General features: G+C 62.7%; 19 protein-coding genes and 1 tRNA gene. 7 read left to right on the forward strand and 13 right to left on the reverse strand.

Going from position 1 to position 25,440, the window contains the following annotated elements; genetic code table 11:
- Positions 1-49: 49 nt before the first annotated feature.
- Positions 50-1,213, reverse strand: a complete 1,164-nt coding sequence (locus NMAG_RS05470) for a S1C family serine protease (RefSeq protein WP_004217018.1) — start codon at positions 1,211-1,213, stop codon at positions 50-52.
- A gap of 379 nt (positions 1,214-1,592) precedes the next feature.
- Here NMAG_RS05470 and NMAG_RS05475 point away from each other — a divergent pair, with 379 nt between their 5' ends.
- On the forward strand, positions 1,593-3,683 hold the full coding sequence (locus NMAG_RS05475) for a glycoside hydrolase family 15 protein (protein ID WP_004217020.1): 2,091 nt from the start codon (positions 1,593-1,595) through the stop codon (positions 3,681-3,683).
- Between the two features lie 118 nt (positions 3,684-3,801).
- On the opposite strand, the gene NMAG_RS05480 is transcribed toward NMAG_RS05475, so the two are convergent.
- The 4 genes from NMAG_RS05480 to NMAG_RS05495 all read right to left on the reverse strand — a co-directional run bounded on the left by NMAG_RS05480 (position 3,802) and on the right by NMAG_RS05495 (position 8,489).
- Positions 3,802-5,040, reverse strand: coding sequence for a mandelate racemase/muconate lactonizing enzyme family protein (locus NMAG_RS05480; protein ID WP_004217022.1), 1,239 nt, complete (start codon positions 5,038-5,040; stop codon positions 3,802-3,804).
- Between the two features lie 116 nt (positions 5,041-5,156).
- Complete coding sequence (locus NMAG_RS05485; protein ID WP_004217024.1) at positions 5,157-6,224, reverse strand: glucose 1-dehydrogenase; 1,068 nt, start codon at positions 6,222-6,224, stop codon at positions 5,157-5,159.
- A 387-nt stretch (positions 6,225-6,611) separates the two neighbouring features.
- Positions 6,612-7,259 (reverse strand): bifunctional 4-hydroxy-2-oxoglutarate aldolase/2-dehydro-3-deoxy-phosphogluconate aldolase, encoded by a 648-nt coding sequence (locus tag NMAG_RS05490; RefSeq protein WP_004217025.1) that lies wholly within the window; start codon positions 7,257-7,259, stop codon positions 6,612-6,614.
- A gap of 138 nt (positions 7,260-7,397) precedes the next feature.
- Positions 7,398-8,489: a TrmB family transcriptional regulator gene (locus NMAG_RS05495; RefSeq protein WP_004217026.1), complete on the reverse strand. Its 1,092-nt coding sequence runs from the start codon at positions 8,487-8,489 to the stop codon at positions 7,398-7,400.
- Between the two features lie 158 nt (positions 8,490-8,647).
- Between NMAG_RS05495 and NMAG_RS05500 the strand changes: the two genes are divergently transcribed.
- On the forward strand, positions 8,648-10,795 hold the full coding sequence (locus NMAG_RS05500; protein WP_004217027.1) for a hypothetical protein: 2,148 nt from the start codon (positions 8,648-8,650) through the stop codon (positions 10,793-10,795).
- Positions 10,796-10,932: 137 nt separating this feature from the next.
- Here NMAG_RS05500 and NMAG_RS05505 read toward each other — a convergent pair whose 3' ends face one another.
- A complete protein-coding gene (locus tag NMAG_RS05505; protein ID WP_004217028.1) occupies positions 10,933-12,072 on the reverse strand; it encodes an ABC transporter ATP-binding protein in 1,140 nt (379 codons plus the stop codon).
- A gap of 257 nt (positions 12,073-12,329) precedes the next feature.
- Between NMAG_RS05505 and NMAG_RS05510 the strand changes: the two genes are divergently transcribed.
- The 3 genes from NMAG_RS05510 to NMAG_RS05520 are packed head-to-tail and all read left to right on the forward strand — an operon-like array spanning position 12,330 to position 15,587.
- A complete protein-coding gene (locus tag NMAG_RS05510; protein WP_004217029.1) occupies positions 12,330-13,532 on the forward strand; it encodes an extracellular solute-binding protein in 1,203 nt (400 codons plus the stop codon).
- Positions 13,533-13,575: 43 nt separating this feature from the next.
- Complete coding sequence (locus NMAG_RS05515) at positions 13,576-14,610, forward strand: carbohydrate ABC transporter permease (RefSeq protein ID WP_004217030.1); 1,035 nt, start codon at positions 13,576-13,578, stop codon at positions 14,608-14,610.
- Positions 14,607-15,587 (forward strand): sugar ABC transporter permease, encoded by a 981-nt coding sequence (locus NMAG_RS05520; protein ID WP_004217031.1) that lies wholly within the window; start codon positions 14,607-14,609, stop codon positions 15,585-15,587. The genes NMAG_RS05515 and NMAG_RS05520 overlap by 4 nt, the downstream gene beginning before the upstream one ends.
- An 85-nt stretch (positions 15,588-15,672) precedes the next feature.
- On the opposite strand, the gene NMAG_RS05525 is transcribed toward NMAG_RS05520, so the two are convergent.
- From NMAG_RS05525 to NMAG_RS05540, 4 genes are all read right to left on the reverse strand, one after another.
- The gene (locus NMAG_RS05525) at positions 15,673-17,931 is read right to left on the reverse strand and encodes an alpha-amylase family glycosyl hydrolase (protein ID WP_004217033.1); all 2,259 of its coding nucleotides are present in this window, start codon (positions 17,929-17,931) and stop codon (positions 15,673-15,675) included.
- A 46-nt stretch (positions 17,932-17,977) separates the two neighbouring features.
- Positions 17,978-19,216 (reverse strand): mandelate racemase/muconate lactonizing enzyme family protein, encoded by a 1,239-nt coding sequence (locus NMAG_RS05530; RefSeq protein WP_004217034.1) that lies wholly within the window; start codon positions 19,214-19,216, stop codon positions 17,978-17,980.
- A gap of 173 nt (positions 19,217-19,389) precedes the next feature.
- A complete protein-coding gene (locus tag NMAG_RS05535) occupies positions 19,390-20,730 on the reverse strand; it encodes an alanyl-tRNA editing protein (protein WP_004217035.1) in 1,341 nt (446 codons plus the stop codon).
- 94 nt (positions 20,731-20,824) lie between these two features.
- Positions 20,825-21,349 (reverse strand): helix-turn-helix domain-containing protein, encoded by a 525-nt coding sequence (locus NMAG_RS05540; protein ID WP_004217036.1) that lies wholly within the window; start codon positions 21,347-21,349, stop codon positions 20,825-20,827.
- 141 nt (positions 21,350-21,490) lie between these two features.
- On the opposite strand from NMAG_RS05540, the gene NMAG_RS05545 reads away from it, so the two are divergent.
- A tRNA-Leu gene (locus NMAG_RS05545) sits at positions 21,491-21,575 on the forward strand.
- 543 nt (positions 21,576-22,118) lie between these two features.
- On the forward strand, positions 22,119-22,682 hold the full coding sequence (locus NMAG_RS05550) for a DUF420 domain-containing protein (protein ID WP_004217037.1): 564 nt from the start codon (positions 22,119-22,121) through the stop codon (positions 22,680-22,682).
- A 180-nt stretch (positions 22,683-22,862) separates the two neighbouring features.
- Here NMAG_RS05550 and NMAG_RS21995 read toward each other — a convergent pair whose 3' ends face one another.
- The 3 genes from NMAG_RS21995 to NMAG_RS05560 all read right to left on the reverse strand — a co-directional run bounded on the left by NMAG_RS21995 (position 22,863) and on the right by NMAG_RS05560 (position 25,305).
- On the reverse strand, positions 22,863-23,006 hold the full coding sequence (locus NMAG_RS21995) for a hypothetical protein (protein WP_004217038.1): 144 nt from the start codon (positions 23,004-23,006) through the stop codon (positions 22,863-22,865).
- A 97-nt stretch (positions 23,007-23,103) separates the two neighbouring features.
- Entirely contained in the window at positions 23,104-24,576 is a 1,473-nt protein-coding gene (gene purF / locus NMAG_RS05555; protein ID WP_004217039.1) for an amidophosphoribosyltransferase, read from the reverse strand.
- Between the two features lie 150 nt (positions 24,577-24,726).
- Complete coding sequence (locus NMAG_RS05560) at positions 24,727-25,305, reverse strand: hypothetical protein (RefSeq protein WP_004217040.1); 579 nt, start codon at positions 25,303-25,305, stop codon at positions 24,727-24,729.
- Positions 25,306-25,440 lie beyond the last annotated feature (135 nt).

Consider the following 25,440-nt stretch of genomic DNA (forward strand, 5'->3'; position numbering starts at 1 on the left):
CGGGGCTGTCTGGTGGGATGTGGTAGTGTGGCGTCGTGTACCGCTGTCGCTATGGGAGGTCGACATCCGGCCGCTCCTCGAGTGTCAACTCGACCTGCTGGGACTCGCCCTCGCGGATGACTTCGAGGTCGATCGTCTCATCCGGAGCCGTCTCGAGTGCGAGCACGGCGGTAAGTCGTGCCTCGTTCGGAATCTCTTCGTCTCCAATCGAGACGATGATGTCGCCGCCGGTGGGGACGGGCTCACCGTCGATGGCCGTCTCGCCATCGATCGGCTCGAGGACGCCATCTGCCGGTGAGTCGGGGACGACCTCTGAGACGAGGACGCCGCGGGCTTCCTCGAGGTCGTTGGCGGCAGCGATCTGGGGACCGACAGGAGAGACGCCGATTCCCATGTATGAATGCTCGTACTCGCCGTCTTCGATGAGCGCCGGGATGACGCGGTCTGCGAGTTGGGCGGAGATCGCGAAGCCGATCGTCTGACCGGCACCGGCGAAGACGACGCCGAGGACGTCGCCGTCGAGTGAGACGAGCGGGCCGCCGCTGTTGCCCGGGTTGACCGGCGCGTCGGTCTGGATCGCGGCTGGAATGGCAAAGCCCGTCGGACTCGGGAGCTGGCGGTCGACGCCGCTAACGATTCCCTGGGAGAGGGAGGCGTCGAGTCCGAGCGGGTTTCCGAGGACGAGGACCTCCTGGCCGATTACCGGGTCGTCCGCTGCGAACGACAGCCCGTCGGTGATTGCTGGACGGTCGTCGACAGCGATTGCTGCGAGGTCGCTGTGGCTGTCAGTGCCGACCACCTCGCCCTCTCGCCACTCCTCGTCGCGAAACTGGAGTTCGACGTCGTTGGCGTCGCCGACGACGTGAGCGTTGGTGACGACATGATCGCCGACGACGAAGCCAGAGCCGATACCGCCAGGGTCGCCGAACGGATCGTCGGAACCGAGCACGTTCACCAGCACCACGTCGTCGATAATGTCGTCGTAGACGTTTGCATAGGGCCCGCCAGCATCGAACGGGTCGTCTCCGTTTTCGTCGTTTTCGTCGTTTTCGGCGTTTTCGGCGTTTTCGGCGTTTTCGTTTCCGTCGTCCTGCATTCCTCGAGCGCCGCCGGTTCCGATACCTGCGCTTGCGCCGACCCCGGCGACCGCGATACCGGTGCCTGCGCGAAGAAGTCGTCGCCGTGAGAGTGTGTGCTGTCGTTGCCGTCCCATCGTAGACGTTCCACCTCGACGAGGGCCATAAAACGACGCCCAGCACGCCATTGTTCCACGACACCGGTCATACGACGAGGTCGTGTAGGCACTCCCTATTTGCCACACCCGGCCGCTGCTGGCCGACACTTATTCTCGCACGCGGTAGACAACGTAACGAGTTACGGAGATTCCGTGTGTGCATTGCCCCATCCAACCGCCGCTCGCTCAGCAAGGCCACAACGCTCGCTCAGCGAGACTACAACGGACGCGGACGCAACCCATGTCTTCCACAGTCCGCTCGCAGTCTGCTCATGCTCACAGCCCAGGTCCGTGCGCCGGTCCTGGCGACTGGTCCGATCACCGCGCGACCGGTCCGATCACCGCGTGACACACAACGATGGAACACGACTATCCACCCCTTCGAGACTACGGCAGTATCGGCAACGACGACCGGTGTGCACTGGTCAGCAGATACGGCTCGATCGACTGGTGTTGTTTCCCCCACCTCGAGTCACCGAGCGTGTTCGCCCGACTGCTCGATGCGACTGACGGGGGACACTTTACCGTCTCGCCGACGGCCGACGACTTCGAGTCGAGTCATCAGTACGCCGACCGAACGAACGTCCTTCAAACTACTTTCGAGACGGAATCGGGCCAGGTGACGCTGACCGACTTCATGCCCATCCAGAACGGGGATGCAGCGGAGCAACAATCTCGCAACCAGGATTCCGACGACCAGCACCGGGACCAACACCAACACCCACACCAACACCCACACCAGCACCAGCACCAACACCCACACCCCCAGCACGCAATCTACCGCCAACTCGAGTGCGACCGCGGTTCGATGGAGTGCCAGGTCGTTTTCGAACCCCGACTCGAGTACGCGCGAGTGACGCCGGCACTCGAGACGAGTGATGGTGGCGTCACAGCGGTTCGTGGGGGTGGTCGCAGCGAACCGGGCAATGATGATGATGATGATGATGATGGTGTCGATGGCCATGTCGATGACAATGCCGACTGGCTCGAGCAGCGCCACCAGCCGCTACACTACGTCGGCGATGTCGATCTCGAAATTAACGAGGCGGCGGCGAAAGCGACTGGAACAGTCACGCTCGAAGCCGGCGATACCTGCTGGCTCGGGGTCCAGTACGGCGGCGAGGAGCCACAGGGATCGCCGTCGTATCAGGAGTGGCTCGACGAGACGAAGCACTACTGGCGCGAGTGGGTCGGCGATCGGGAGGGAGTCGCAGAGTCAGTCTCGGAACGGTGGCACGAGATGGTCATCCGTTCGGAACTGGTGCTGAAACTCCTGATTCACCACGAGACGGGTGCAATTCCCGCGGCTGCAACCACGTCGGTCCCGGAGGAAATCGGCTCCGAACGCACCTGGGACTACCGGTATAACTGGATTCGGGACGCGAAGTTCACCGTACAGGCGTTGCACGACACCGGCCACCGCCAGGAGGCCAGAGACTACTTCGACTGGTTCGTCGGTATCGCAACGGATCATCCCACCGAAATCCGGCCGCTGTACGGACTTCATGGCGAATACGACGACGATCTCGAAGAACGGACGCTCGATCATCTCTCCGGCTATCGCGATACTGGTCCGGTTCGGATCGGCAACGGTGCAGCATCACAGCTCCAACTCGACGTCTACGGCACGTTCGTCCAGGCAATCTACGAAACCATCCAGTTCGACGAGGAAGCCGAACTGAGCGAGGACAGCTGGGACGCCGTCATCGAGAGCATCAACCACGTCTGTCGCAACTGGGACCAGCCGGACGCCGGAATCTGGGAGTTCCGCGACGAACATCGTCACTTCCTGCACTCGAAGCTGCTGTGCTGGGTCGCCCTCGACCGCGGTATCGCACTGGCTGAGGCAAACGACTTCGACGCACCGCTCGAGCACTGGAGAGACACACGCGACGAGGTTCGTGGCGCTATCGAAACGCGCGGCTACAGCGAGGAGGCCGGCAGCTTCGTCCAATACTTCGACAGTGACGAGGCGATCGACGCGACGGCACTTCTGATCCCCATTTACGAGTTTCTCCCGCCGGAGGACGAGCGCGTCCAGTCGACCATCGACACCGTCCTCGAGAAGCTCACGACGGACGATGGGCTCGTCGTGCGCTTCGTAGATACCGACGTACGGGAAGACGAGGAAGAGGGGTTCTTGCTCTGTTCGTTCTGGCTCATCGACGCGCTCGTCCTCTCGAACCGACTCGAACTCGCCACAGAGTACTTCGAATCGCTACTCGAGTACACCTCGCCGCTCGGGCTGTATTCGGAGAAGGTCGACCCCGATAGCGGTCGACTGCTCGGGAATTTCCCGCAGGCGTTCTCGCATCTGGGGTTGATCAACAGCGTGAGTTACCTCGCGCGGGCGATCGATGCGGAGGGGGACGTTTCACCCGAGGATTTCCATCCGGAGAACGTGGAGACGTTGTTTCGACGGGGTGACGAGGATGTCGTGACTGAGTAAGCGGCCTGTCGCTGCCCCAGATATCGAACGCTGAATTCTCAGTTCATTTGTTGCCGATGCGACGGACGCGTCGTCGAAAACGAAATACGAAACCCCTCAATTTTCGGGCGTGACGGGGTTACATCTCGTCAAAGAGCTCTTCACCCTCAACCATGTGCTCCTCGACAGTATCCAGATCGAGCGTGACACCGAGTCCTGGCGTTTCGGGAATCTCGATGTAGCCGTCCTCGATTACATCTTCCTCGACGAGATCCGACCACCACTCGAGTTCGTAGGAGTGGTACTCGACGGCGAGCGAGTTCGAGATGGCTGCGCCGACGTGGGCGCTGGCCATGGTCGCGACGGGCGAGGCGACGTTGTGCATCGCGACGGGGACGTAGTAGAGATCCGCGAGGTCGGCAATTTTCCGGGTTTCGCGCATGCCGCCGACCTTCGGCATGTCGGGGGCGATGATGTCGACGGCCTGCTCCTCTAAGAGGCGGCGCTGGCCGTGTTTTCGGTAGACGTTCTCGCCGACAGTGATCGGCGTGGTAGTGCTCTGCGTGACTTCGCGCTGGACGTCGTGGTTCTCCGGTGGGACGGGGTCTTCGAGCCACCAGACGTCGTACTCCTCGAGTCGCTTTGCGAGCCGTTTCGCGGAGCCACCGGAGAACGTCCAGTGACAGTCGAAGGCCACGTCGGCACGCGAGCCGACGCGTTCGGTGATGGCTTCGACGATACTGGCTTTGTGCTCGATCTCGGGCTTGCGAAGATGGCGGTTCGCGCGATCTTTTTCGTGGCCAGAGGGCACGTCGAGGTCGAATTTGAGGGCGTCGTAGCCGAGCTCTTCGACGACGCGTTCGGCCTCGTCAGCACACGAAATTGGGTCTGCCTCGTCCTCGGTGTGACAGTCACAGTAGACGCGGACCTCGTCGCGGTACTTACCGCCGAGTAACTGGTAGGCAGGGACCTCGAGAATTTTGCCCGCGAGGTCGTGGAGTGCGACTTCGATTCCTGAAATCGCCGTCACGGTGACGCCGCCGATCGAACCCTCGCCGGACATTTTCTGCACGAGGTGTTCGGTGAGCCGGTCGATGTCGAGGGGATTCTCCCCGCGGAGGAAGGGGGCCATGCGTTCGATCAGTTCTGGTGCGCCCGCGCCCCAGTAGGCCTCGCCGGTGCCGACGATGCCCGCGTCCGTGTAGATCCGGACGAGCGTCCACGGGAAGTTGCCGTCGACCATCGTCGTCTGGATATCCGTGATCTCGACGTCGCGGCCGCCGCCGCGTTCGCGTGTCACGCCCATCGTCTCCGCCGAGAGCTCTCGCATCGTGTACTCGGCGTTCGGATCGTGGAGCCGCGTGTAATCTACACCCATGAAATAGATACTTACACCTATGATAGTAATAGTTTTGCATCCATTACGGAAGAAGGAGCTTGAAGCGCAGTGTAGACGCGCAAACGGACAGTACAGACGACGAGCAGCGATTCGGCTCAGACGGTGTCGAACTCGATCGCAGTCTTGACGACTTCGTCGCCCGCATCGAAGGCGTCCTGATAGTTCTCGAGGTCGTACACCCCGGCCGCGAGTTCCTCGGTGAACCAGTCAGAAAGCTGTGCGAGCGTGTTGATCGCGGCCTCGAAGTGTCCGCGGTGGGAGTTGACCGTCCCGAGCAGCGCCTTGTTGTGCAAGACGAGTTCACGGTGGAGGCGGCCGCCGTCGACCTCGAACTCCCAGGGTTCGGGCACCCCCAGCAAGACGCCGACCCCGTTCGGCGCGAGCGCATCGACCGTCTCGAAGGCGTGCTTGGCATGCCCCGTCGCCTCGTAGACCAGGTCGACAGCCTCGTGTTCGGCCGGAATCTCGGACACCGGTGTCTCCCGCGAATCGACGTAGGTGCCGCCCAGTTTCGAGACGAGTTCGACCGTTGGGTGGGACCGATCCCGACGACCCAGACAGTAGGTCCGATCGAACTCGAGTACCGACTCGAACATCGCGAGGGTGATGAGCCCGAGCGGGCCGTTCCCGAGGACGAGCGCCGAGTCGGGCTCCCACTCGAAGGTGGATCGACTCGCGACGGCGTGCTCGAGTGCTTTCTCCGTGATGCTGATCGGTTCGACGAGGAAGCCAAGCGGTGCGAGTTCCGCGGGAATCGGGACGAGGTACTCCGCCGGGCTGGTGAAATATTCGGCCATAAAGCCGTGCGCACCGACGATTCCGCGCTCGACGTACGCACCGCTTGGGGCCATGTCGGGCTCGCCGCGTTCGAAGAACTCGTTATTCTCGTCGGGACGGCGGCGCACAGTCGGGACGACGAACTGACCGGACTCGAGTGCGGTCCCGTTTGGCTCCTCGACGACACCGACGGCTTCGTGGCCGAGAATGAGGTCGTCCGCCCCGGCGGGGAGGTCGCCGTGGTGGCCTGCGATCACCTCGTGGTCGGTGCCATCGATACCGACGCGCAGCGTCCGGACGAGGGCCTCTCCTGGCTCGGGTTCAGGGCGGGGCCGCTCGACGAGAGCGGGTTCGCCGGCCCCGGGGTCGACAGCGATCGCTTTCATATCCGAACCACAGCACTACGGGAATAAAAATTCACCCCTCCAGTAGTAAACTTCTGAATACTGCGGTCGTGACCGGCAGTACCTGTTCGGATTCGGATAGTGGGACGCTCTTCGACGAACGCCCGGTCCAACGCTTGAATTCCTGGTTTCGTCGCTTTCGGGCCCGCTTATCGGCAATCAACTCGAGTTGACTGTTACGCCCGTCCTGTTGGCTCGACTGGGGGTCGAACTGCCGTTCGATCTCTTGGACCTAACACAGCACTGCTACTGGTAGCAACGGACCACTTGTTTGGTCGCTGAGCAGGTTTTTGTGGCAAGCGCTGCCACTGCTGGGTAGATTGTGAACAGTGGTTCAGGGTCGGCAGTAACTATGGTGATGCCGACTACTTATCGAGCGTCTTCGACCGCCGCAACGAACGCCTCGGCGGTTTCGCGGACCTTCTCCATGTCGCCGCGTTCGATGGCTTCATCGTCGAGGATGGCACCGCCCGCGCCGACAGCGACGGCGCCCGCGTCGAAGAAGTCGGCGACGTTGTCCGGCGAGACGCCACCGGTCGGAATAATGTCTACATCGCCGAGTGGGCCGCTGAGCGCGCCGATGTGACCGGGTCCGACCGTCGAGGCGGGGAACATCTTCAACAGATCCGCGCCGGCTTCCATCGCCGTGACGGCCTCCGTCGGCGTCATGACGCCGGGTGCAGCGAGCACGCCGTGGCGATTGCAGGTCCGCACGACGTCGGGACTGGTGTGTGGCGAGACGACGAACGTCGCGCCCGCGTCGATCACCGACTGGGCCGTCGCCGCGTCGAGGACGGTTCCCGCGCCGATCACGGCATCGGTGTCCGCGAGTTCACGATCCACGTCGGCGATCATCTCGGCAGAACGGGTTCCATCGGCGGTGATCTCGAGTGCTCCGACGCCGGCGTCGGCGAGGGCGCGCGAGACGGGAACGATCTGGTCCTCGCTGACGCCGCGCAGGACGGCGATAACGCCACTCTCGACGATCCGGTCCTCGACGGTTCGTTTATCGGTCATTGGGTACCTCCACGTGGGCCCGACGGATAGTTCTCACCGGGCTGGCCGTTCCGGACGGTCGTGTCATGAGTCGCGTATTCGGACATCGCCTCCGACTTTCTGGCCACTACTCAAGAAATTTACTCACAGGCGACTCTATTACTCGCCGTTCAGTTCGCGGAGCGTCACCGACTCGGCCTCGAAATCTTCGAGGAACGCGCCGGTGCCGCCGATCGTGTAGCGCTCGGTCGCGCCGTCTCGCTCGTCCGCAACCTCGATCGTGAACGAGTTCTCGATCGGCACGGACGACGTTTCCGGGCGAACGAGACTCTGGCGCACGTCGACGACCCGCCCCGTGAGCGTGACCGGCGAAGTTTCGACATCTCCGTCGCCAACGGGTGTCCCCTCGACGGTCGCCTCGAGTGCCGTGTCCGTCGCGCGATGGAGTGCGATCTGGAACACCGCGTTCCGGAACCCGTCGTAGGTCTCGGGCAGCGCTCGCGGCGTCGTCACGTAGCGCTCCTCGGCAGTTGGCCAGTAGTTCGCCAGGAACGAGCCCGCGAGCACCGGCGCGAGCTGTTCCTGTGACAGGGAGATCGCGCGCGTATCGCTCGTCGAACTCGTGAGCAACTGACTCGGCGCGAGCAGCCCGTGCTGGCGATCCACGGTGAGCATCGTCGGTACCAGCGCATCCCACGTCCGTACCGTGCTTGCGGCACCTGCAAGCGAGGCGATATCCTGCTCGTCGCCACCGGTCGCACCGAGCAGGAGGAGCACGAGCACGCCGCGGTCGACGGTCTCCTCGAGTGTCGATCGAATCTGGGGCAGGATACCGACGGGAATCGAGAGCGTCACTTCGGTGTCGGCGCTCGCGAGCAGTTCCTCGAGTCGCTTGACGACGGTCTGGCGGGACTTGATCACCTCGAACTGCTCGCCGGTGCGTTCGGTCGCGGTGTAGCGTTCGCGGAGTTCGGGCTCGATATCTTCGACGCTGCGGGTGAGCCGGTCGACGACGGTTTCGGGATCGACGGGTCTGATCACGGTCGGGACGGCGTGGTCGTCGACCTCGACGAAGCCACGGCTCTCGAGTTCCTCGCTGATGCTGTAGACGTAGCGCTTCGAGACGTCGGCGGCGTCGGCGATGGTACTCGCCTTCGACGCACCGTGGTCGAGAATTGCGAGATACGTGTCGATTTCCTTTTCGGAGAGTCCGAACCGTTCGAGGAGGTCAGCGAGCCCGTCAGTATCCATGAGTATACAGTACCTCACGGATTGCGACGGTGCGTGAAAAAGTTTCACGGTTGTGCCGGGCTCGCAAGCCGATTGAGCCCCACAGGCGGGCAGTTCGAAAAGTAAGATTACATTTTACAACAAACTTTAATCGGTGGGGGTCGTAGTCGTTCGTCACGATGAAACTTCACAGCGCCCTGAACGACGTGAAACGCTCGTGGGGTGACGACCGCCGATTCCCCGGCGAGCGCCGGTCGACGACGGGCCGCTTCTCCGGCTTCGACGACAGGCTCGTCCACGTCGCACCGAACGGTGCACTCAGGGACTACTCCTACCCGCTCTCGGGACTGGTCGGTATCGACCATTCCCGGTTCGGTCTCGAACTCGACGACACGCTCTACTGGCTCGATAAACCGGGCGACCAGCGCTACGTCGACGACACAGCGCTCGTGGAGACGGCACACGAGGTCGCCGGCCACACGCTCACGCAGTACGATCTCACGCTCGGCCGCCTCCACCTCACCCACTTCTCCCTCTCTACCGACGAGCACGACGACACCGACCCGGACGCGACTCTCCACGCCTGCGTCGCCTTCGCCCCCGAAGACCGCGTCAGCCGCATCGGCCAGTTGCTCCACGGTGACGCCGTCGAAGTCCACCACGACCGCGAACACGACTTCCTGACCGCCGCGACCGACATCGAGGTCACCGGCCAGATCCCCGCGACATTTGCGGAGCTACTCGAGTCCGAACCAACGGAACTCCCCCGTGGCGAGGACGATGGCCGGTACGAGGAGGCACGACTGAGCCCGATCACGCTGGCCGAAGTCGACCTTTCGGAATCGGACGCCTCGACAACGGTGGCGACGTTGCTCGCCGATTCGGAGGCAGACGAGGAGTCCCGAACTGGTGCGCTCAAACGCGCCCGCGCTGGCGCTGCGGAGCACGCGACTCGTGACGGACTCCTCGAGGCAGCCCGAGCGCAGGCCGAAACCGCGTTCGAGGGCGTTCGAGCGACTGCAGACGACGGCGAGACTGTCGATATCGCCGATCCGATCGCCGACTTGCGAACGCTGCGCCTGCTTCGCGCGCCAACCGGGGCGCGCATCGCCGGTCCCGAGTTCGACCCGTTCTACCGCTACTCGGGCGGCTACGGCTACACGTGGTTCCGAGACGACGCCGAAATCGCCGGCTTCCTGCTCGCGGCCGACCGTCGCGCCGGACTCGGGCTCGAACAGTGGCACCGCCAGAGCGCACACTTCTACACCACGAGTCAGCTCGCAGACGGCACCTGGCCTCACCGCGTCTGGCCGCGAAACGGACGGCTCGCTCCCGGCTGGGCACACGGCCGCGTCGAGGAGGCCGCTGACTCGACGGACTACCAGGCCGACCAGACTGCGAGCGTCGCCGCCTATCTCGCGACGTACCTTCGCACCGTCGACGCCGACGACGAGCAGGTCCGGGAGGCGCTCGTCGCCGCACTCGACGGCCTCGACGCGACGCTCGCCGACGACGGCCTGCCGGAGCGCGTCCAGAACGCCTGGGAGAACATGACCGGGCGATTCACTCACACCGCCGCGACGTTCCTCGAGGCCTACGCGGCGATCGCTCGCGCTCCCATCGCGGACGAGCACCGCGAACGTGCACGCGAACGGGCTCGCACCGTCTACAGCGCGCTCGACGACCTCTGGGTCGCCGACCGCGGCTGCTACGCGCTCCGACTCGACGATGGAGTACTGGACGAGCGCCTCGACGGGAGCACCTTCGCGCTCGCTGCAGCCCATCGTGAGTTCGACGTACTCGAGTCTGAGCAATCAGCCGCTGACGGAACTGGCGAGAACGGCGGCGACGGCGTCGGGGTCGACGCCGATCGCCTCGACCGACTGGTGACACACATCGAGACGACCATCGACGGGCTCTACCGCGATCCCGAGGGGGCACTCGAGGGCGTCGCTCGCTTCGAGGACGATCCGTGGCGTGTCGACGATCAGGCTGACGCCAAGATCTGGTCCGTGACGACGGCGTGGGGAGCACACGCCGCGGCCGAGATGGGATCGCTGCTCGCCGCACACGACCACGAGACCGCCTCGCGTTTCGACGAGCGAGCGCGTGAATTGCTCGCGCTCGTTGCGCCCGGTGGGAAACTCCGTCGCGACGGGGAGTATCTCCCCGAGCAGTTCTTCGACGACGGAACGGCCGACAGTGCGACGCCGCTGGGCTGGCCGCACGCGTTGCGGCTCGCAACGGCGGCGGAGCTGGCGACGGGTGCGCAGGAAGGAACAGCAGCGCCGGTAGTGGACTCAGATCGCGCGCCGGTTCAGGACTGAGACTGAAGTTGTGGCACTTTTTTAGTGGGGTGTGCGCGTCGCTGGCGGGATAATAAACAGGCCGAGAAATAGCAGTCTGCGGTGCTCCGAAACGATTTTTCGAGAATCGGATTTCGTGCTGGCCGAACCGTCCGCTGCTACGGCGCCGTTGCCGGCTGGGACTCCTGGTCGTGACCGAGAATCTCCGCACCGCTGTCCATGTCGAACAGGTGGATATCCGATTCGTCGAACGTGATCGAGATGTGATCTCCGGACTCGATATCGACGTCAGACGGCACACGAGCGATGAATTCCGGGCCAACGTCGAGATGGAGGAAGTTGTCCGAGCCGACCGGTTCGACGACGTCGACGCCGGCCGTAATCGCGTTCTGGGGCTGTCCGTCTGCGAGGGAGACGTTCTCCGGCCGAATACCGAGCGTATAGCGATCCATGCCGAGCGCTGCGTCGTTCGCCGTGGCGTACGCTGCGGACAGTGTAAACGAGAAGTCGCCGTCGGTATCACGCAGTCGGAGGCCGTCGCTTACCTGATCGACAGTGACATCGATGAAGTTCATCGACGGCGAGCCGATAAAGCCACCGACGAAGCGGTTTGTTGGGTTCTCGTAGACCTCGGTTGGCGCGCCCTGCTGTTGCAGTTCGCCGTCGTTCAGGATCACGATTCGATCACCCATCGTCATCGCCTCGTGCTGGTCGTGTGTGACGTAGACCGCCGTGATCCCGAGTTCATCCTGCAGGCGCTGAATCTCGGCCCGCATGGTCGTCCGGAGTTTGGCGTCTAAGTTACTGAGTGGCTCGTCGAACAGGAACAGGTCGGGCTCTCTGACGATCGCGCGACCGAGTGCAACGCGCTGTTTCTGCCCACCGGACAGTTCGTCCGGCTTGTCCTCGAGTAGCTCCGAAATATCCATCATCTCGGCGGTCTCGACGACGCGTCGTTCGCGTTCGCTCGCGTCGAGATCGGTGCTCATTCGGAGTCCGAACTCCATGTTCTCGAAAACGGTCTTGTGCGGGTACAGCGCGTAGTTCTGGAACACCATCGCGACGTCCCGGTTCTTGGCGTGAACGTCGGTAACGTCCTCGTCGCCGATCTCGATCCGGCCACTGGTCGGCTCCTCGAGTCCGGCCAGCATTCGGAGCGTGGTCGTCTTTCCGCAGCCGGAAGGACCGACGACGGTAACGAACTCGCCGTCCTCGATTTCGAGGTTCAGATCGTCGACTGCGACGACCGTTCCAACGTCGTATTCCTTTCGGAGCGATTCGACCCTGACACGTGCCATTTCCGTGTTCGTTCGGTGAGCGGCCATAAAGTCCTTTCCCAAAAATCAGGACGAAAGAAGAAATATTACACCACGAATTATAATCTGGCTGGCTGTCAGTCGTGCCGAGTCGGTGTGTTCATCCGTGTCCGTTGCTGAAGCCATAGCCGGCACCCGCGCGAAGAACGGCCGCGTGCGCTTCGCTGGCGGTCGACAGCCCAGAGTACCGGATCCTAACAATTAAATATATGAAGATATAATTCATCACTGTTTCCACCATGCCACTGCAACGCAGGCAACTCCTCGCGGGGATCGGGGGAGCCGCAACGCTGACAGTCGCAGGATGTCTCGGTGACGATGACCGCGGTACCACGCTCTGGAACGAGTTCGAAGACGCTGAAGAGGAGACGCTCGAAGAGCACCTCGAAGTGTTCAACGAGGGTCGTGACGACGAACTCAACGCGGATAACATCGCCGATATGGAAGACCAGCTCGAGACGGCGATTCCAGCCGGTGACGGTCCTGGAACGTTCGCATGGGCGCACGACTGGCTCGGGCGCTACCACGACCAGGAGTTCGGCTACGATGCCAGTGGCGACCTCTCGCTCGACCTTGAGAGCGAGTTCACCGCTGACGCTGTCGACGCAGTCCAGTGGGAGGGGCACACCTACGGCGTCCCGTACGCGTCCGAGACGGTGACGCTAATGTACAATCCAGATCTTGTCGACGAGCCACCAGAGACGCTCGAGGAGATGGTCGACATCATGGACGACCACCACGACCCGTCCAACGGCCAGTACGGCCTCTCGTACCCACCGGTCGATCCGTACTTCGTCAGCGGCTATCTCCACGCCTTCGGCGGCCGAATCTTCCACGAGGATACCGGCGAACTCGGCATCGAAGACGACGAGTTCATCGAGGGCCTCGAACTACTCCAGGACAACCTCTGGGAGTACGTTCCTGAAGACCCAGAGTACGGGTCCCAGATGGCACCGTTCAACGACGGCAACGCACCGTTCGCGATCAACGGTCCGTGGCAGGTCGGCGGCTTCCGGGATGCTGGCGTCGACGCGACGCTCGCACCGCTGCCGGACGTCGACGGCGGATCGCCGACGCCGTACACCGGCATTCAGGTCTGGTACTTCACTGCCGCACTCGAGGACGCAGACGAGACCACGTTCGAGACGATCATGGACTTCGCCGAGTGGTACACGACGAACGAGGACGTCATCGTCGACAACGCCGAACGGCACGGCCTGATTCCAGTCCATCAGGAGTACGCAGAGAGCGACGACCTGGGTGAGGACGTCGAGACCTTCATCGAAACCGTCGAGATGGGAACGCCGATGCCGGCCGACCCGCGAATGGACCTCGTCTTCACGCCACTCGAGGAGGCACTCGAGCGCGTGTTCAACGAGAGCGAAGAACCGGCCGAGGCGATGGAAGCGGCAGCCGAAGAGATTCGCGGACGCTGGGACTAAGCGTAAGCGACTGCCACCCAGTTTCAGTTAGCACCTTCACGTCATGTCTACGTCATTCCTCGATCGCGTTTCGTCGGAGGGCCAGCGGCTGCTCCCGTTCGAGACGCGTAATCTCAACCTGTTCGGGCTCTTGCTCGTTGCACCCGGCGTCGTGTTGTTCCTGTCGTTCATGCTGTTTCCGATCGCGTTCCTGGTCTATCTCTCGATGACCGACGCGACCCACGCAGGGACGATTATCGGCGGCGACACGAACTTCGTCGGGTTCGACAACTACGTCGACCTCTTCACAGATAGTCAGTTCTGGACCTCCTTCGGGATAACCTGGCTGTTCCTGGCGGTGAGTCTGGTCATCAAGATTATCGTCGGACTCGGCCTCGCGATGTTGCTCACGCACGCTCGCGTCGTCGGAAAGCGGTACATGCGAGCGATCGTCATCATCCCGATGGGGCTGCCGGCGATTTTCATTATCACGGTCTGGCGCGGGATGTTCAGCGGTGCCCGATTCGGTCCGTTCAACGAGCTATTAGCGACGTACAACAGCGCTGTCTCCACGCTCGCCGGCATGGTCGATCAAGCGCTGTTTTTCGTTGCCGTTTCAGTACCCGAGTTCCTGCTCGTTGACCTGCCAGTGAGCTGGCTGAGCGGTCGGTGGAGTGCGTTTATGGCGTACGTGACGACGGAGGTCTGGTTGGCGTATCCGTTCATGGTGATCATCATCGTGAGCGCGCTGCAGGACGTCCCGATGGAACTGCACGACGCTGCCAAAGTCGACGGCGCGGGCTACTTCCACCGCTTTATCCACGTGACGCTGCCGGCGGTCAAGCGGCCGGTCATGTTCGCGTCGATCCTGACTGCTGCAACCTCGTTCCAGCAGTTCCTCATTCCGTGGATCTTCAACGCGGGTGGTCCCTCGCGCCAGAACGAGTTGCTCATCGTCTACGGCTATCGCGAGGCGATCGAACTCAATCAGTACGCCTACGCATCCGCAATCATGGTCACAGCAATCGCATTTATCGGCCTGTTCATGTGGCTCGCCGTCAGAAAAGGCAACCTCGCCGAGGGGGTGGATAGCGCATGATCGCGGTCGTTGCCATCCTCGCGAACGTCATCGGCGTGCTCACCACCTGGGCACACGAGAAGGTGGCCTGGCCGATGCGGGCCGCCAGAACGGCCAGACTCACCTTCGAACAGGTTCGCACCGGGAAGCGAAGCGTCTGGGATCTCGCCAAGACGGTCGCCAGTACCGTTGGCGCGATTGCGGTCCTCGTCGTGCTCATGTTCCCGATCTACTGGATCTTCGCGGCCTCGCTCTCCGAGGGCGCGGGGCTGATGAGCACCGACGGCGTCTTCGCGGATCCATCGACGTACAATCTGGATGCCTACCGCTGGGTGCTGTTCGAATCCGCCTTCCCGAGTGCGCTGCTCAACAGCCTGATCGTCGTCTTCGTGACCGTCTCGGTCTCGATGTCGGTCGTCATCCCAGGCGCGTACGCACTCTCACGCCACGAGTTCCGCGGTCGAAAGAAGATTCTCTACGGCTACGTCCTGTTTACGCAGGTCGGTGCCGGACTGTCGATCGCGACGCTCATCGCACTCTACGTGCTGTTCGTCAACTTCGGCCTGAGCAACAACCTGCTTGTGCTCGGGCTGTTCTACGCTGCGGGTGCGATTCCGTTCAACACCTGGCTGCTCAAGACGTTCATGGACAACATTCCGATCTCTTACGAGGAGGCCGCCGTCATCGACGGCGCGAGCCGCTGGCAGGTCATCCGCGAAGTGATCCTCCCACTCTCGAAGCCCGGTATCGCCGTCGTCCTGGTGTTTACCTTCCTCGCGGGCTGGAACGAGTTCATCGTCGCCCAGACACTGCTTCGACCCGAGAACTACACGCTCTCGGTCGAACTCTACGCGCTCGCGACGTCCGGCCAGTACGACACACCGTGGACCCAGTTCTCGGCGTTCGCGATCCTGTTTGCGATGCCCGTGGCGCTGATCTACTTCTTCGCCCAGAGCTACGTCGAGAGCGGACTCTCGTTTGGCGGGATGGAAGGGTAACGGCTGCGGCCCGCCGCTCCGTTTGCTTTTCAGCGGACCACACGACAAAACAGAGACGCCAAGAACCAGCGATTCAACAGCAGCGCTACTCCATACTCGATCCCGTGGACTCGAGTACCACCGCCGAATCGACAGTCACCGCCCGATCCCACTCAGGGTCGCCCCCGTCGCTCTCGCTGACGACCTGTGCACCGGAGAGCAGATCTTGGCCCGAAACGCGCTCGCTCACTCGCACTGTCGTCGGTTCCGGGCTGAAATTGAGGACGACGAGAACACGTTGTGGTCCGTCCTCGGTGTCCGCTTGATCCGCCTGCACCGCCCGATCCGCCGTCGATGCGTCACGCGCGTACACGACTGCATGCTTCGTCGGCGTCTCGTAGGCCACCCGCTCGAGTGCCGCCGCGCGCTGGAGCGCCGGTACCGACTGACGCAGGTCGATGAGTTGGTGGTAGTACTCGAGTACCTCCGTCTCGAACGACCCCCAGTTCATGGGTTCGCGGCGCTCGGTAAGACCGGTTTCCTGGCCGTAGTAGAGCATCGGCGAGCCGGGGAGTGTGAAGGTGGCAGCGGCAGCGGCCCGCTGTGCGTCGCGGCCGTGTTCGGTGAGGAAGCGGTCGGTGTCGTGGTTTTCGACGTAGAGGAGCCACTCCGAGTCGGGGTGTGCACCGCGGCGTGCTCGTTCCGCGACAGCGTCGAGGATAGCGCGAGCGCCGTCGCTGGCGTCGACGGACATGTCGGAGAAGGTGTCTGCGACGGCGTCTTCGGTGTCTGTGTCGTTGTTTTCTGTTTCTGCTTCTTCGTCTTCCGCTTCGTCGTCTTCCCCTTCTCCTCGCCCCCTTCCCTCAACCCGATCAGCGTCGTCGCCCGCATCTCGAGACACAGCCGCCGCGGCAACCGACTCGAGTGTATCGTGCAGCACGTCGTCGTGGTGCATGTGGAACCGGCCGCCGCCCATCTCGACGTCCGAGGGGATGGTTTCATCGAGCAGGAAGAACTCCGCGTCGTACCGGCGCAGTCGGTCGGAAACTTCCGTCCAGAAGCCAAGTGGGACGCCCCAGGCGACGTCCGTGCGGAAGCCATCGACCAGCGGAGCCCAGAAGTCGATCACCTCAAGTAGGTACGCGCGCACGGCTGGGTTGCTGTGATCGAGGTTCGGGATGCCCTCCCAGCCGAAGTAGGTGTCTGCGTCTCGCTCGTCGAAACTCTCCCAGCGGTACCAGTCGCGGTAGCGCTCGTGCTCTGGATGGGAATCGTCGACGGCGGCCTCGTAGAACGGATGCGTATCCCCGGTGTGGTTGATCACCAGGTCGAAGACGACTCGGATGTCGTGGTCGTGGCAGGTCTCGACCAGGGCCTCGAAATCAGCTATCGAGCCCAGATCCGGGTCGACCTGGAGGTAGTCGTCCGTGTGATAGCCGTGCGGCCCACCCTGGCTGTCCGGCGTGCCAAAGCCACGGTCCGTCTCGAGCATCGGTGTGAGCCAGAGCACGTCGATACCGAGGTCGGCGAGATGATCAACTCGATCCGCGATCGTCTCGAAGGTCGGGTCGTCCTGGTCCGGGAACCGACGCGTGAAAATTTCGTAGATGATGGCGTCCTCGACCCAGGTGGGGGGTTCGAAGGGACGCTCGAGTTGGACACCGTCAGCGTCGGCTGCTGAATCGAGTTTCACTGCGTCAGGAATCGAATACCGTCCGTCGTCGGTGACCGCAACCGCGTAGACGCAGACGGGGTACTCGAGCCCCTCGAGTTCAGCAATGCGAATCCCGTTCCGGTCGTCCAACTCGAGTGCGCTCCGATCGTCGACGTAGTATTCGACGGTCAGGTCGGTTTGGGTTTCGTCATCGTCGTCCGCTGTCGCGTCGCTGCCCGCCAGATTCGCCGTCGCGTCAAACTGTATTCGATCCGGGTCCTGATTCTGATTTTGATTCTGACCCTGTTCCCGATCCTGCTCCGTGTCCACAGTCGTCTCGAGTCGGACCTGCGGACGCAGCTGTTCATCCCTGCCCTCGTCCGCCTGCTGTGGAAACGCACGAACCGTGAGTTCGTGCTCGCCGTCGGGAGCCTCGAGGACGAGGGTGTACTCGCCGGGAACGTCGGGGACGAACTCCGCGATTGGCGCGTCGGTGGGAGTGGCAGTCGAACCCTCGGGTGCGTCTGCGACGTGCCAGGCATAGTCGCCGTCAGGATTGCGGTCGAGATTCCACGGTGCGAGTTCGTCGCGCGTCTCCATCTCGTGCCCGTTCGGGTTGACCAGTCCCTCGCCGACGGTGACGAAGCGCGGCGGACCGGGATGGTGAGAGCCGTTGCCGCTTTCGAGTCTGTCGGTATTTTCGCGAGCCATACCGCCAATACGCACAGCGGCTGTATAGTTATGGTGTACTATTACATCACGCCTCGTCAAAGAGTTCTTCGCCGTCGATCATGTGCTCCGCAACGGCGTCCATATCCAGTGTGACGCCCAGTCCTGGCTCCTCCGGCACCCCGATGTAGCCATCCTCGATCACGTCCTCCTCGACCAGGTCTTCCCACCAGCCGAGTTCGTAGGAATGGTACTCGAGTGCCAGCGAGTTCGAGATTGAGGCAGCGACGTGGACGCCGCCCATCGTCGCAACGGGAGAGGCGACGTTGTGCATGGCGACGGGCATGTAGTAGAGGTCCGCGAGGTCGGCGATCTTCTGTGTCTCGCGCATCCCCCCAACTTTCGGCATGTCGGGGGCGATGATGTCGACGGCCTGTTCCTCGATGAGCCTCCGTTGGCCGTGGGTCCGATAGACGTTCTCGCCGGCGGCGATCGGTGTCGATGTCTGGTGGGAAATCTCGCGCTGCACGTCGTGGTTCTCCGGCGGGACGGGATCCTCGAGCCACCAGATGTCGTACTCCTCGAGTCGCCTGGCGAGTCGTTTTGCGCTGCCGCCGGAGAAGGTCCAGTGACAATCGAAGGCGACATCGGCCCGCGAGCCGACGCGGTCGGTGACGGCCTCGACGATGCTGGCCTTGTGCTCGATTTCGGGTTCGCGAAGGTGGCGGTTCGCGCGATCCTTCTCGTGGCCCGAGGGGACGTCGAGGTCGAATTTGAGGGCGTCGTACCCCAGTTCGTCCACGACGCGCTCGGCTTCGTCCGCGCAGGCGATCGGATCAGCTTCTTCTTCGGTGTGGCAGTCGCAGTAGACGCGGATCTCGTCCCGATACTTCCCACCCAGCAGCTGGTAGGCGGGCACGTCGAGCACTTTGCCGGCCAGATCGTGCAGCGCGATTTCGATTCCCGAAATCGCCGTCACCGTGACACCACCAATCGAGCCCTCACCGGACATCTTCTGGACGAGGTGTTCGGTGAGCCGGTCGATATCCAGCGGATTTTCGCCACGGAGGAAGGGTGCCATACGTTCGATGAGTTCCGGCGCGCCCGCGCCCCAGTAGGCCTCGCCAGTGCCGACGATGCCCGCGTCGGTGTAGACCCGGACGAGCGTCCACGGGAAGTTGCCGTCGACCATCGTCGTCTGTACGTCGGTGATCTCGAGATCCCGATCGCCGCCACGCTCGCGTGTGAGGCCCATCGTCTCCGCAGAGAGCTCCCGCATCGTGTACTCAGCGTTCGGATCACGAAGCTGTGAGTAATCGATTCCCATCGGGGCGAGTACACTGATGACGGGCATAATGCTGGGGGGCAAAGCGCTCGGCTCGTTGACACAGTCGTCTCGGAGATCACGACTCCGACTCCGACTCCGAATCCGAATCCCGACCCAGATCTGAGTGGCAACACAAACGTAGCCCAACCAAAACCGAAGTCTCAGCCAAAACCCTACTGGAACTCGACCGACTCGAGTACGTCCCGAATCTCGTCCTCGTCTGGCAACTCGGCGAAGCCACCGGCCTGTGCGAGCGCATCCGAGCCGCCGCCACCACCGCCGAACTCAGCCGTAAGAGCGTCGATCACCGAGCCAGCCGACATCGTCTCCTGTGCGTCTTCGGCTACGCTTGCAACCGCATACGGTGAGCCAGCCGCACCCGCGATGACGACGACGTCCGCACGCTCTCCCGCAGCTTCGCGCGCGATTTCGCCCGCATCGTTCGCGTCGACACCTGCGCTCTCGCCGCCGCCTCCGTCTTCTCCTCCGACCGCGACGGCCAGCCACTCGAGTCCGTCCCGTTCGAACGAGTCGGCGGACTCGAGTTGCTGGTCGACCAGGTCGCGCTGGAGTGTTTGTATCTCGGCGGAGAGGTTGTCGCGTTCGTCCTGCAGGCGAGTCAGTTCGTCGCCGACCTCCTCGAGGGGAACGCCGAGTTCCTGACGCGCGGTGAGCGCGGTGGCTTTCTCCTCACGGCGGCGGTCGATAGCCGTCGGGCCGACGCTGAACTCGACGCGCGTCATGCCTTCGCCGGGGTTCGATCGTCCGAGGACTGTGACGGGGCCGATTTCGCGCGTGTTACGGACGTGTGTGCCACCGCAGGCGGCGACATCCCACGGTTCGGCTGAGCCGTCGGTGCTCGTGGTCACGGTCGGCCCGCTAGAAGATCTGTTCCGCGCGCGTGTACCGTTGCCGCCGTTCTCGTCCGCGCCACCGATCGTGACGATGCGGACGCGCCCCTTCTGGAACGCGCCGTCCTCGGTGGCCTCGTTGAACGCGATATCCTCGCGCTCGCGTGCGTCGGCAACCGGGATGTCATCCCAGGAGACGGGTCGGGACTCCCAGACGGCTTTGTTCACGAGCGAGTCGAGTTCGAGCAGCGTCTCGTCGTCGAGGTCACTGGTCGTCTCGAGGTCGACGCGGACCTTCTCCTCGCCGATGTCGAAGCCGCCGTAGCCGAGGTCGTCGAGGAGCCGGCGGCCGGCTCCGTAGAGTACGTGGCTGGCAGTGTGTGCGCGCATGCAGTACATCCGGAACGCCCAGTCGATCGAGCAGAGGACGCGCTGGCCAGTTCGGAACGTTGGCTCCTCGGCCATGACGTGGACCTGCTTGCCGTCCGCGAGTTGGACATCCTCGACTGCGGCCCCGTCGATCGTCCCGCGGTCGGCCGGTTGGCCGCCGCTCTCGCCGTAGAAGTAGCTCGTCTCGAGCCAGATTCGTCGGCCGTCGATCGCTGTCACTTCGGTCTCGAACCGCGTGGCGTACGGCTCCGCTGCCGCCCGTTGCCCACTCATCGGTCTCACTCCGTCGCCCGGCACTAAAAAGCTGCTCGCCGATCGCGGGTGTTACCCTGTTCAGTCTCGGTTACTCCCGATCGTTTTCGGTCTCTCACTCGGCCAGTTCGATATCGAGGTGCTCCTCGAGTGCATCGATCAGTCCGCCGCCGATGCCGGCCTGCGTTGCACGGGCCTGTTCGACCGCGAGGAGGTCTTTTTCGGGAACATCGAGTTCCTCGGCGAGTTCGGAGCGCTGGAGGCCGGCTTCCTGGCGGGCCTCGGTGAGTTTGTCACCGTAGTCCGAAACGAGGTACGGTAGCGGGTCGTCGTCGTAGTTCGTGCCGTCCTTTTCCCAGTGCTCGGAGTCGCCGTCCCAGACGGGGTTTGCCTTCGCGACGTTCTGGGCGGCCTTTTTCTTGCGGCTCGGTTCGTCCTGCGAGCGCGAGCCGCCCGAATCCTGCGAGGAGCGTCGGCGACTCGACGTTTGCTGGGTATCGTCGTGGGGCGCACAGTCGGGGCAGACCTCGAGTTCTGCGCCGGCGACTGACGCTAGCCGCAGGGAGTCGCTTTCGGCACCACAGAGTTCGCAGTTCGTCCCGCCACCGCCGCCGGACGAACCGGTCGAGTATTTAGCCATGGTATGCTTTGGCAATTGCGCCATTTGAAATCTCCGTTCCAATCGGTCCCGTGTGACCCCGCCGCAGACGCAAGCACAAAGGAAAGGGCTTTTATAACCACACTGGATACGATTGAGTGCAGACAAAGAACGAAACCGCGAGCGTGGGTAGCCAAGCCAGGCCAACGGCGCAGCGTTGAGGGCGCTGTCCCGTAGGGGTCCGCCGGTTCGAATCCGGTCCCACGCATCGCATGCGCGGTACATCGTACCGCGAAACGCAAGGTGGTTTCACCGCCAAGCAAAACGATGCAGGTGATTTCCCTTCGCGGACATCACCCACGCATAATCCTTTCAGGAAACTACACCAAGAAGCGACGGCTTTCCCGACCCGTGAGGGCGCTGTCCCGAACGGGTCCGCCGATGAGCGATCGGCCCTGCCGATCGCGAATGTCGTCGTGGAGCGACGCGTGGCGCGGAGCGAAACGACGGTAGTTCGAATCCGGTCCCACGCATCGCATGCGCGGTACATCGTACCGCGAAACGCAAGGTGGTTTCACCGCCAAGCAAAACGATGCAGGTGATTTCCCTTCGCGGTCATCACCCACGCATAATCCTTTCAGAAACCTACACCAAAGAGCGACAGTGTAGCGTTCTGGCCCGGAACACCACAACACCTACTCTCACTCGAGAGCACCGCTGCACCGCTGCACCGCTGCACCGCTGCACCGCTGCCCGCCACACCAAAGTCGATACGCACTTCCTCGTTCCCTCTAACACTCTCACATAGACCATGGAATACGTCCCTCGCAAACGCGTCACCCCCCTGACCGCCATCCTGAGCGTCGTCTCGCTCATCATCGTCTTCGCCGCTGCCGGTGGTCGCGTCCCCCAATCAGCCGTCCCCGCCGCGCCCGAGTGGATACTCGAGTCCATTCCGCATCTCAACGTTGCGATCAGCGCAACGGCGATCGTGACGATCGTAGTCGGATGGCGAGCGATCCGCCGTGGTGACGTTGTCGCACATCGACGGGCAATGCTCGCCTCGTTCGGCCTGTTCGGAGCGTTTTTGGTCTTCTATCTCTACCGACTGATCGCGACGGGTGGCCCGGATCCGTTCCCCGGTCCCGAGACAGTGTACCTCACCGTCTATCTGCCCATCCTGGCGATTCACATCTTCCTCGCGGTCGTCTGTATCCCGCTTGTGTACTACGCGCTGCTGTTAGCGGTGTCTCGCCCGATTTCTGAACTTCGGCAAACGAGCCACGCCCGCGTGGGCCGGGTTGCGGCGAGCCTCTGGCTGATCTCGTTCTCGCTGGGAATCGTGGTGTATGTGCTCGGACACGTGCTCTATTGAGGGACAGTACTGGTTCGGCGTCCTTGTCGGCAGTCGAAACGGGGAGAGAAAGAGAGAGGGCTGGTGACAACGAGCTGTGTTTTAACGTCGGGGGAGGGGGAGCCGAAGCGGTGATGAGCCCTGATCCCATTGATCACCGATTACCGATCACCGATCACTGTCGCGGTCGGTCTGGCGTCATCACGAGATTAGCTCCTGGAAGAAGTCACTGAATGTGATCAGAAAGATCCCCGCGATGATAATCAGCAACAGGAACGTAAAGAAGATAATCGCTGCCTGTCGCCCGGTCAGGTTATGCCCCTCGAGGAATTCGTTCAGGTCCATAGTGGGGTGTTCACGCGTCTCTATGTTAAAATTAGCGCAGCGTTTTGTTGGCTGTCACGTTCGGGCGACGACAATCGATGCCGGGAGCGACTAACGACTAGTCGTTAGCCGACAGCTGTCGACTGGTGAGTTGCGGTCGCTCTACGTTGCGATCGGTCTCCTCGCCCTCGATATCGTAGGGATACTCGCCGGTAACACAGCCCAGACAGAGATCGAGGCGCTCTTTACCGAGCACGTCGGCGACGGCATCCGTCGAGAGGTACGCAAGACTATCGGCGCTAATCGCGTCTCGAATCTCGTCGATTGACTTGCCCGAGGCGATCAGTTCCTCGCGAGTAGCCATGTCGATCCCCATGTAACACGGTGCGACGATTTCCGGAGCGCCAATCCGGACGTGGACTTCTGTCGCGCCGCAGTCTTTCAGGAGCTGGACGAGTTGGGTCGAGGTCGTCCCACGGACGATCGAGTCGTCGATGACGGTGACGGTTCTCCCCTCGATCGTCGACTTGATCGGGTTGAGCTTCAGCCGGACGGCGCGCTCGCGTTCGTCTTGCGTTGGCATGATGAACGTCCGGCCGACGTAGCGGTTTTTCATCAACCCCTCGGCAAACTCGACGCCGTCGTCCGCTTCGTCCCGAGTCTCGCCGTCAGCGGTTGTCTCGGTTGCCGCGTCGGCGTAGCCGGACGCAAAGGCGCGTCCGGAGTCCGGCACCGGCATGACGACGTCCGTCTCGACGCCGCTTTCCTCCCAGAGCTTGCGGCCCAGGTTTCGCCGAGCCTCGTAGACGAGCGTTTCGTCGATGATACTGTCCGGTCGCGCGAAGTAGACGTGCTCGAAGAAGCAGTGGGCGGTGTTGTCCTCCTCGACGAGCTGGTAGGAGTCGAAGCCGTCGCCGTCTTCCTGGAGAACGACGAGTTCGCCCGGCCGAACGTCGCGGACGAGTTCGCCGTCGAGCGTGTCGATCGCAGCCGACTCGGAGGCGAGTATGTAGCCGTCCTCGAGTTCCCCGATACAGAGCGGGCGATTGCCCTGCGGGTCGCGGACGCCGAGGACGGTGTCGTCGTGGCTGATCGTTAACGCGTAGGAGCCGTGTACCCGGCCCATCGTACGTTTGACGGCACGCACGAGGTCCTCTTCCAGAAGGTTGCGTGCAAGGTCGTGGGCGATAACCTCGGTGTCGCCGTCGCTCGTGAACGCGTGGCCGACGGCGGCGAGTTCGTCCCGGATCTCGTCGGCGTTGACGAGGTTCCCGTTGTGAGACAGGCCGAGCGAGCCGCTCTTGAACGAGACGGAAAAGGGCTGTGCACACGAGGTGTCGACGGAGCCGGCGGTCGGATAGCGGACGTGACCGATCCCGGCCGATCCGGCGAGTGGGTTGAGGTCGCCCTCGCCGAAGACGTCCCCGACGAGGCCCATGTCTACGTGGCTGTGTTGCTGGAAGCCGTCGTGCGTGACGATCCCGGCGGACTCCTGGCCGCGGTGCTGGAGTGCGTAGAGCGCGTAGTACAACGGTCGTGCCGCGTCTCGACCATCCAGTGAGACGCCGACGACGCCGCACTTTTCGGTCATTCCTGTTCGCCGGGGAGTTTCGCCCCGCCCATCAGTCATGGTCGTCCATAGGAGCCTGCCCGGATAAAAATCCCCGTGTTTGTGCGCTCCAGAGACGGTTCATTGGACAGTATTATACACATTTGTGTATACTATCGGCGATCGGGGTCGCTATCTGTATTCGTCGAGGGTGACCGTTGTCGTCGCAACCGACTCACTACCCGACCGAAGTTCGACCGTCAGCACGTCCTGGTCCCGATGAATCCAGCTCCACGCGACGTCGACTGTCGCCGTCTCGCCCGACTCGAGTGCCACCGCCTCGATCGGCGCGCCCTTTTCTGGCTCGTCGTCGAACGCGAGTCCCGCGCGGTCGACCGTCAGCGGCGCAGTACCACGATTTTCGACAGTGACGACGAACGACTCGACGGCGTGTTTCGTCTGGGTGGACTCGAGTACGAGTTCTACATCGACGATCGTAGCAGTCTGTGCAGCCGGGTCGGATCCTCGATTTGGTTTCGATGGAGTCTTCGACGAGTTGCCTGTTTCCGACGAGTTGCCTGTTTCCGGCGATCCGTCTGCTTCTGCTGACCCGTCCGCTCCGCGGTGTCGCGCGATTACGCGATCCGGCACGTCTTCGAGGTCGAGTTCGACCCAGCGCATTCGGGTGGTGTCGTACTGTCGAACCATTCCGTCGCTGGCACCCGCCTCGTCCCAGCCGGAGTACTGCCGTTCGTGACGCTTGTTCGCCATGATGTGGTCTTGCTGGTGGTAGCTGCTTAAAGATACGCTCAGCCGATTGCGTACGCGTTTGGCTGTGCTGTCGGTCTCGCCCGTTGTCCGACAGATGACACAGTATTCAAGCGTACTGACTCGAATGCGGTGCGT

The sequence above is a fragment of the Natrialba magadii ATCC 43099 genome (assembly GCF_000025625.1).
GTDB classification, from domain to species: Archaea; Halobacteriota; Halobacteria; order Halobacteriales; family Natrialbaceae; genus Natrialba; species Natrialba magadii.

Excerpts from the sequence above, each read along its gene's own strand:
- NMAG_RS05470 (WP_004217018.1), bottom strand. The coding sequence starts at position 1,213 with ATGGGACGGCAACGACAGCACACACTCTCACGGCGACGACTTCTTCGC.
- NMAG_RS05475 (WP_004217020.1), top strand. The coding sequence starts at position 1,593 with ATGGAACACGACTATCCACCCCTTCGAGACTACGGCAGTATCGGCAAC.
- NMAG_RS05480 (WP_004217022.1), bottom strand. The coding sequence starts at position 5,040 with ATGGGTGTAGATTACACGCGGCTCCACGATCCGAACGCCGAGTACACG.
- NMAG_RS05485 (WP_004217024.1), bottom strand. The coding sequence starts at position 6,224 with ATGAAAGCGATCGCTGTCGACCCCGGGGCCGGCGAACCCGCTCTCGTC.
- NMAG_RS05490 (WP_004217025.1), bottom strand. The coding sequence starts at position 7,259 with ATGACCGATAAACGAACCGTCGAGGACCGGATCGTCGAGAGTGGCGTT.
- NMAG_RS05495 (WP_004217026.1), bottom strand. The coding sequence starts at position 8,489 with ATGGATACTGACGGGCTCGCTGACCTCCTCGAACGGTTCGGACTCTCC.
- NMAG_RS05500 (WP_004217027.1), top strand. The coding sequence starts at position 8,648 with ATGAAACTTCACAGCGCCCTGAACGACGTGAAACGCTCGTGGGGTGAC.
- NMAG_RS05505 (WP_004217028.1), bottom strand. The coding sequence starts at position 12,072 with ATGGCACGTGTCAGGGTCGAATCGCTCCGAAAGGAATACGACGTTGGA.
- NMAG_RS05510 (WP_004217029.1), top strand. The coding sequence starts at position 12,330 with ATGCCACTGCAACGCAGGCAACTCCTCGCGGGGATCGGGGGAGCCGCA.
- NMAG_RS05515 (WP_004217030.1), top strand. The coding sequence starts at position 13,576 with ATGTCTACGTCATTCCTCGATCGCGTTTCGTCGGAGGGCCAGCGGCTG.
- NMAG_RS05520 (WP_004217031.1), top strand. The coding sequence starts at position 14,607 with ATGATCGCGGTCGTTGCCATCCTCGCGAACGTCATCGGCGTGCTCACC.
- NMAG_RS05525 (WP_004217033.1), bottom strand. The coding sequence starts at position 17,931 with ATGGCTCGCGAAAATACCGACAGACTCGAAAGCGGCAACGGCTCTCAC.
- NMAG_RS05530 (WP_004217034.1), bottom strand. The coding sequence starts at position 19,216 with ATGGGAATCGATTACTCACAGCTTCGTGATCCGAACGCTGAGTACACG.
- NMAG_RS05535 (WP_004217035.1), bottom strand. The coding sequence starts at position 20,730 with ATGAGTGGGCAACGGGCGGCAGCGGAGCCGTACGCCACGCGGTTCGAG.
- NMAG_RS05540 (WP_004217036.1), bottom strand. The coding sequence starts at position 21,349 with ATGGCTAAATACTCGACCGGTTCGTCCGGCGGCGGTGGCGGGACGAAC.
- NMAG_RS05550 (WP_004217037.1), top strand. The coding sequence starts at position 22,119 with ATGGAATACGTCCCTCGCAAACGCGTCACCCCCCTGACCGCCATCCTG.
- NMAG_RS21995 (WP_004217038.1), bottom strand. The coding sequence starts at position 23,006 with ATGGACCTGAACGAATTCCTCGAGGGGCATAACCTGACCGGGCGACAG.
- purF (WP_004217039.1), bottom strand. The coding sequence starts at position 24,576 with ATGACCGAAAAGTGCGGCGTCGTCGGCGTCTCACTGGATGGTCGAGAC.
- NMAG_RS05560 (WP_004217040.1), bottom strand. The coding sequence starts at position 25,305 with ATGGCGAACAAGCGTCACGAACGGCAGTACTCCGGCTGGGACGAGGCG.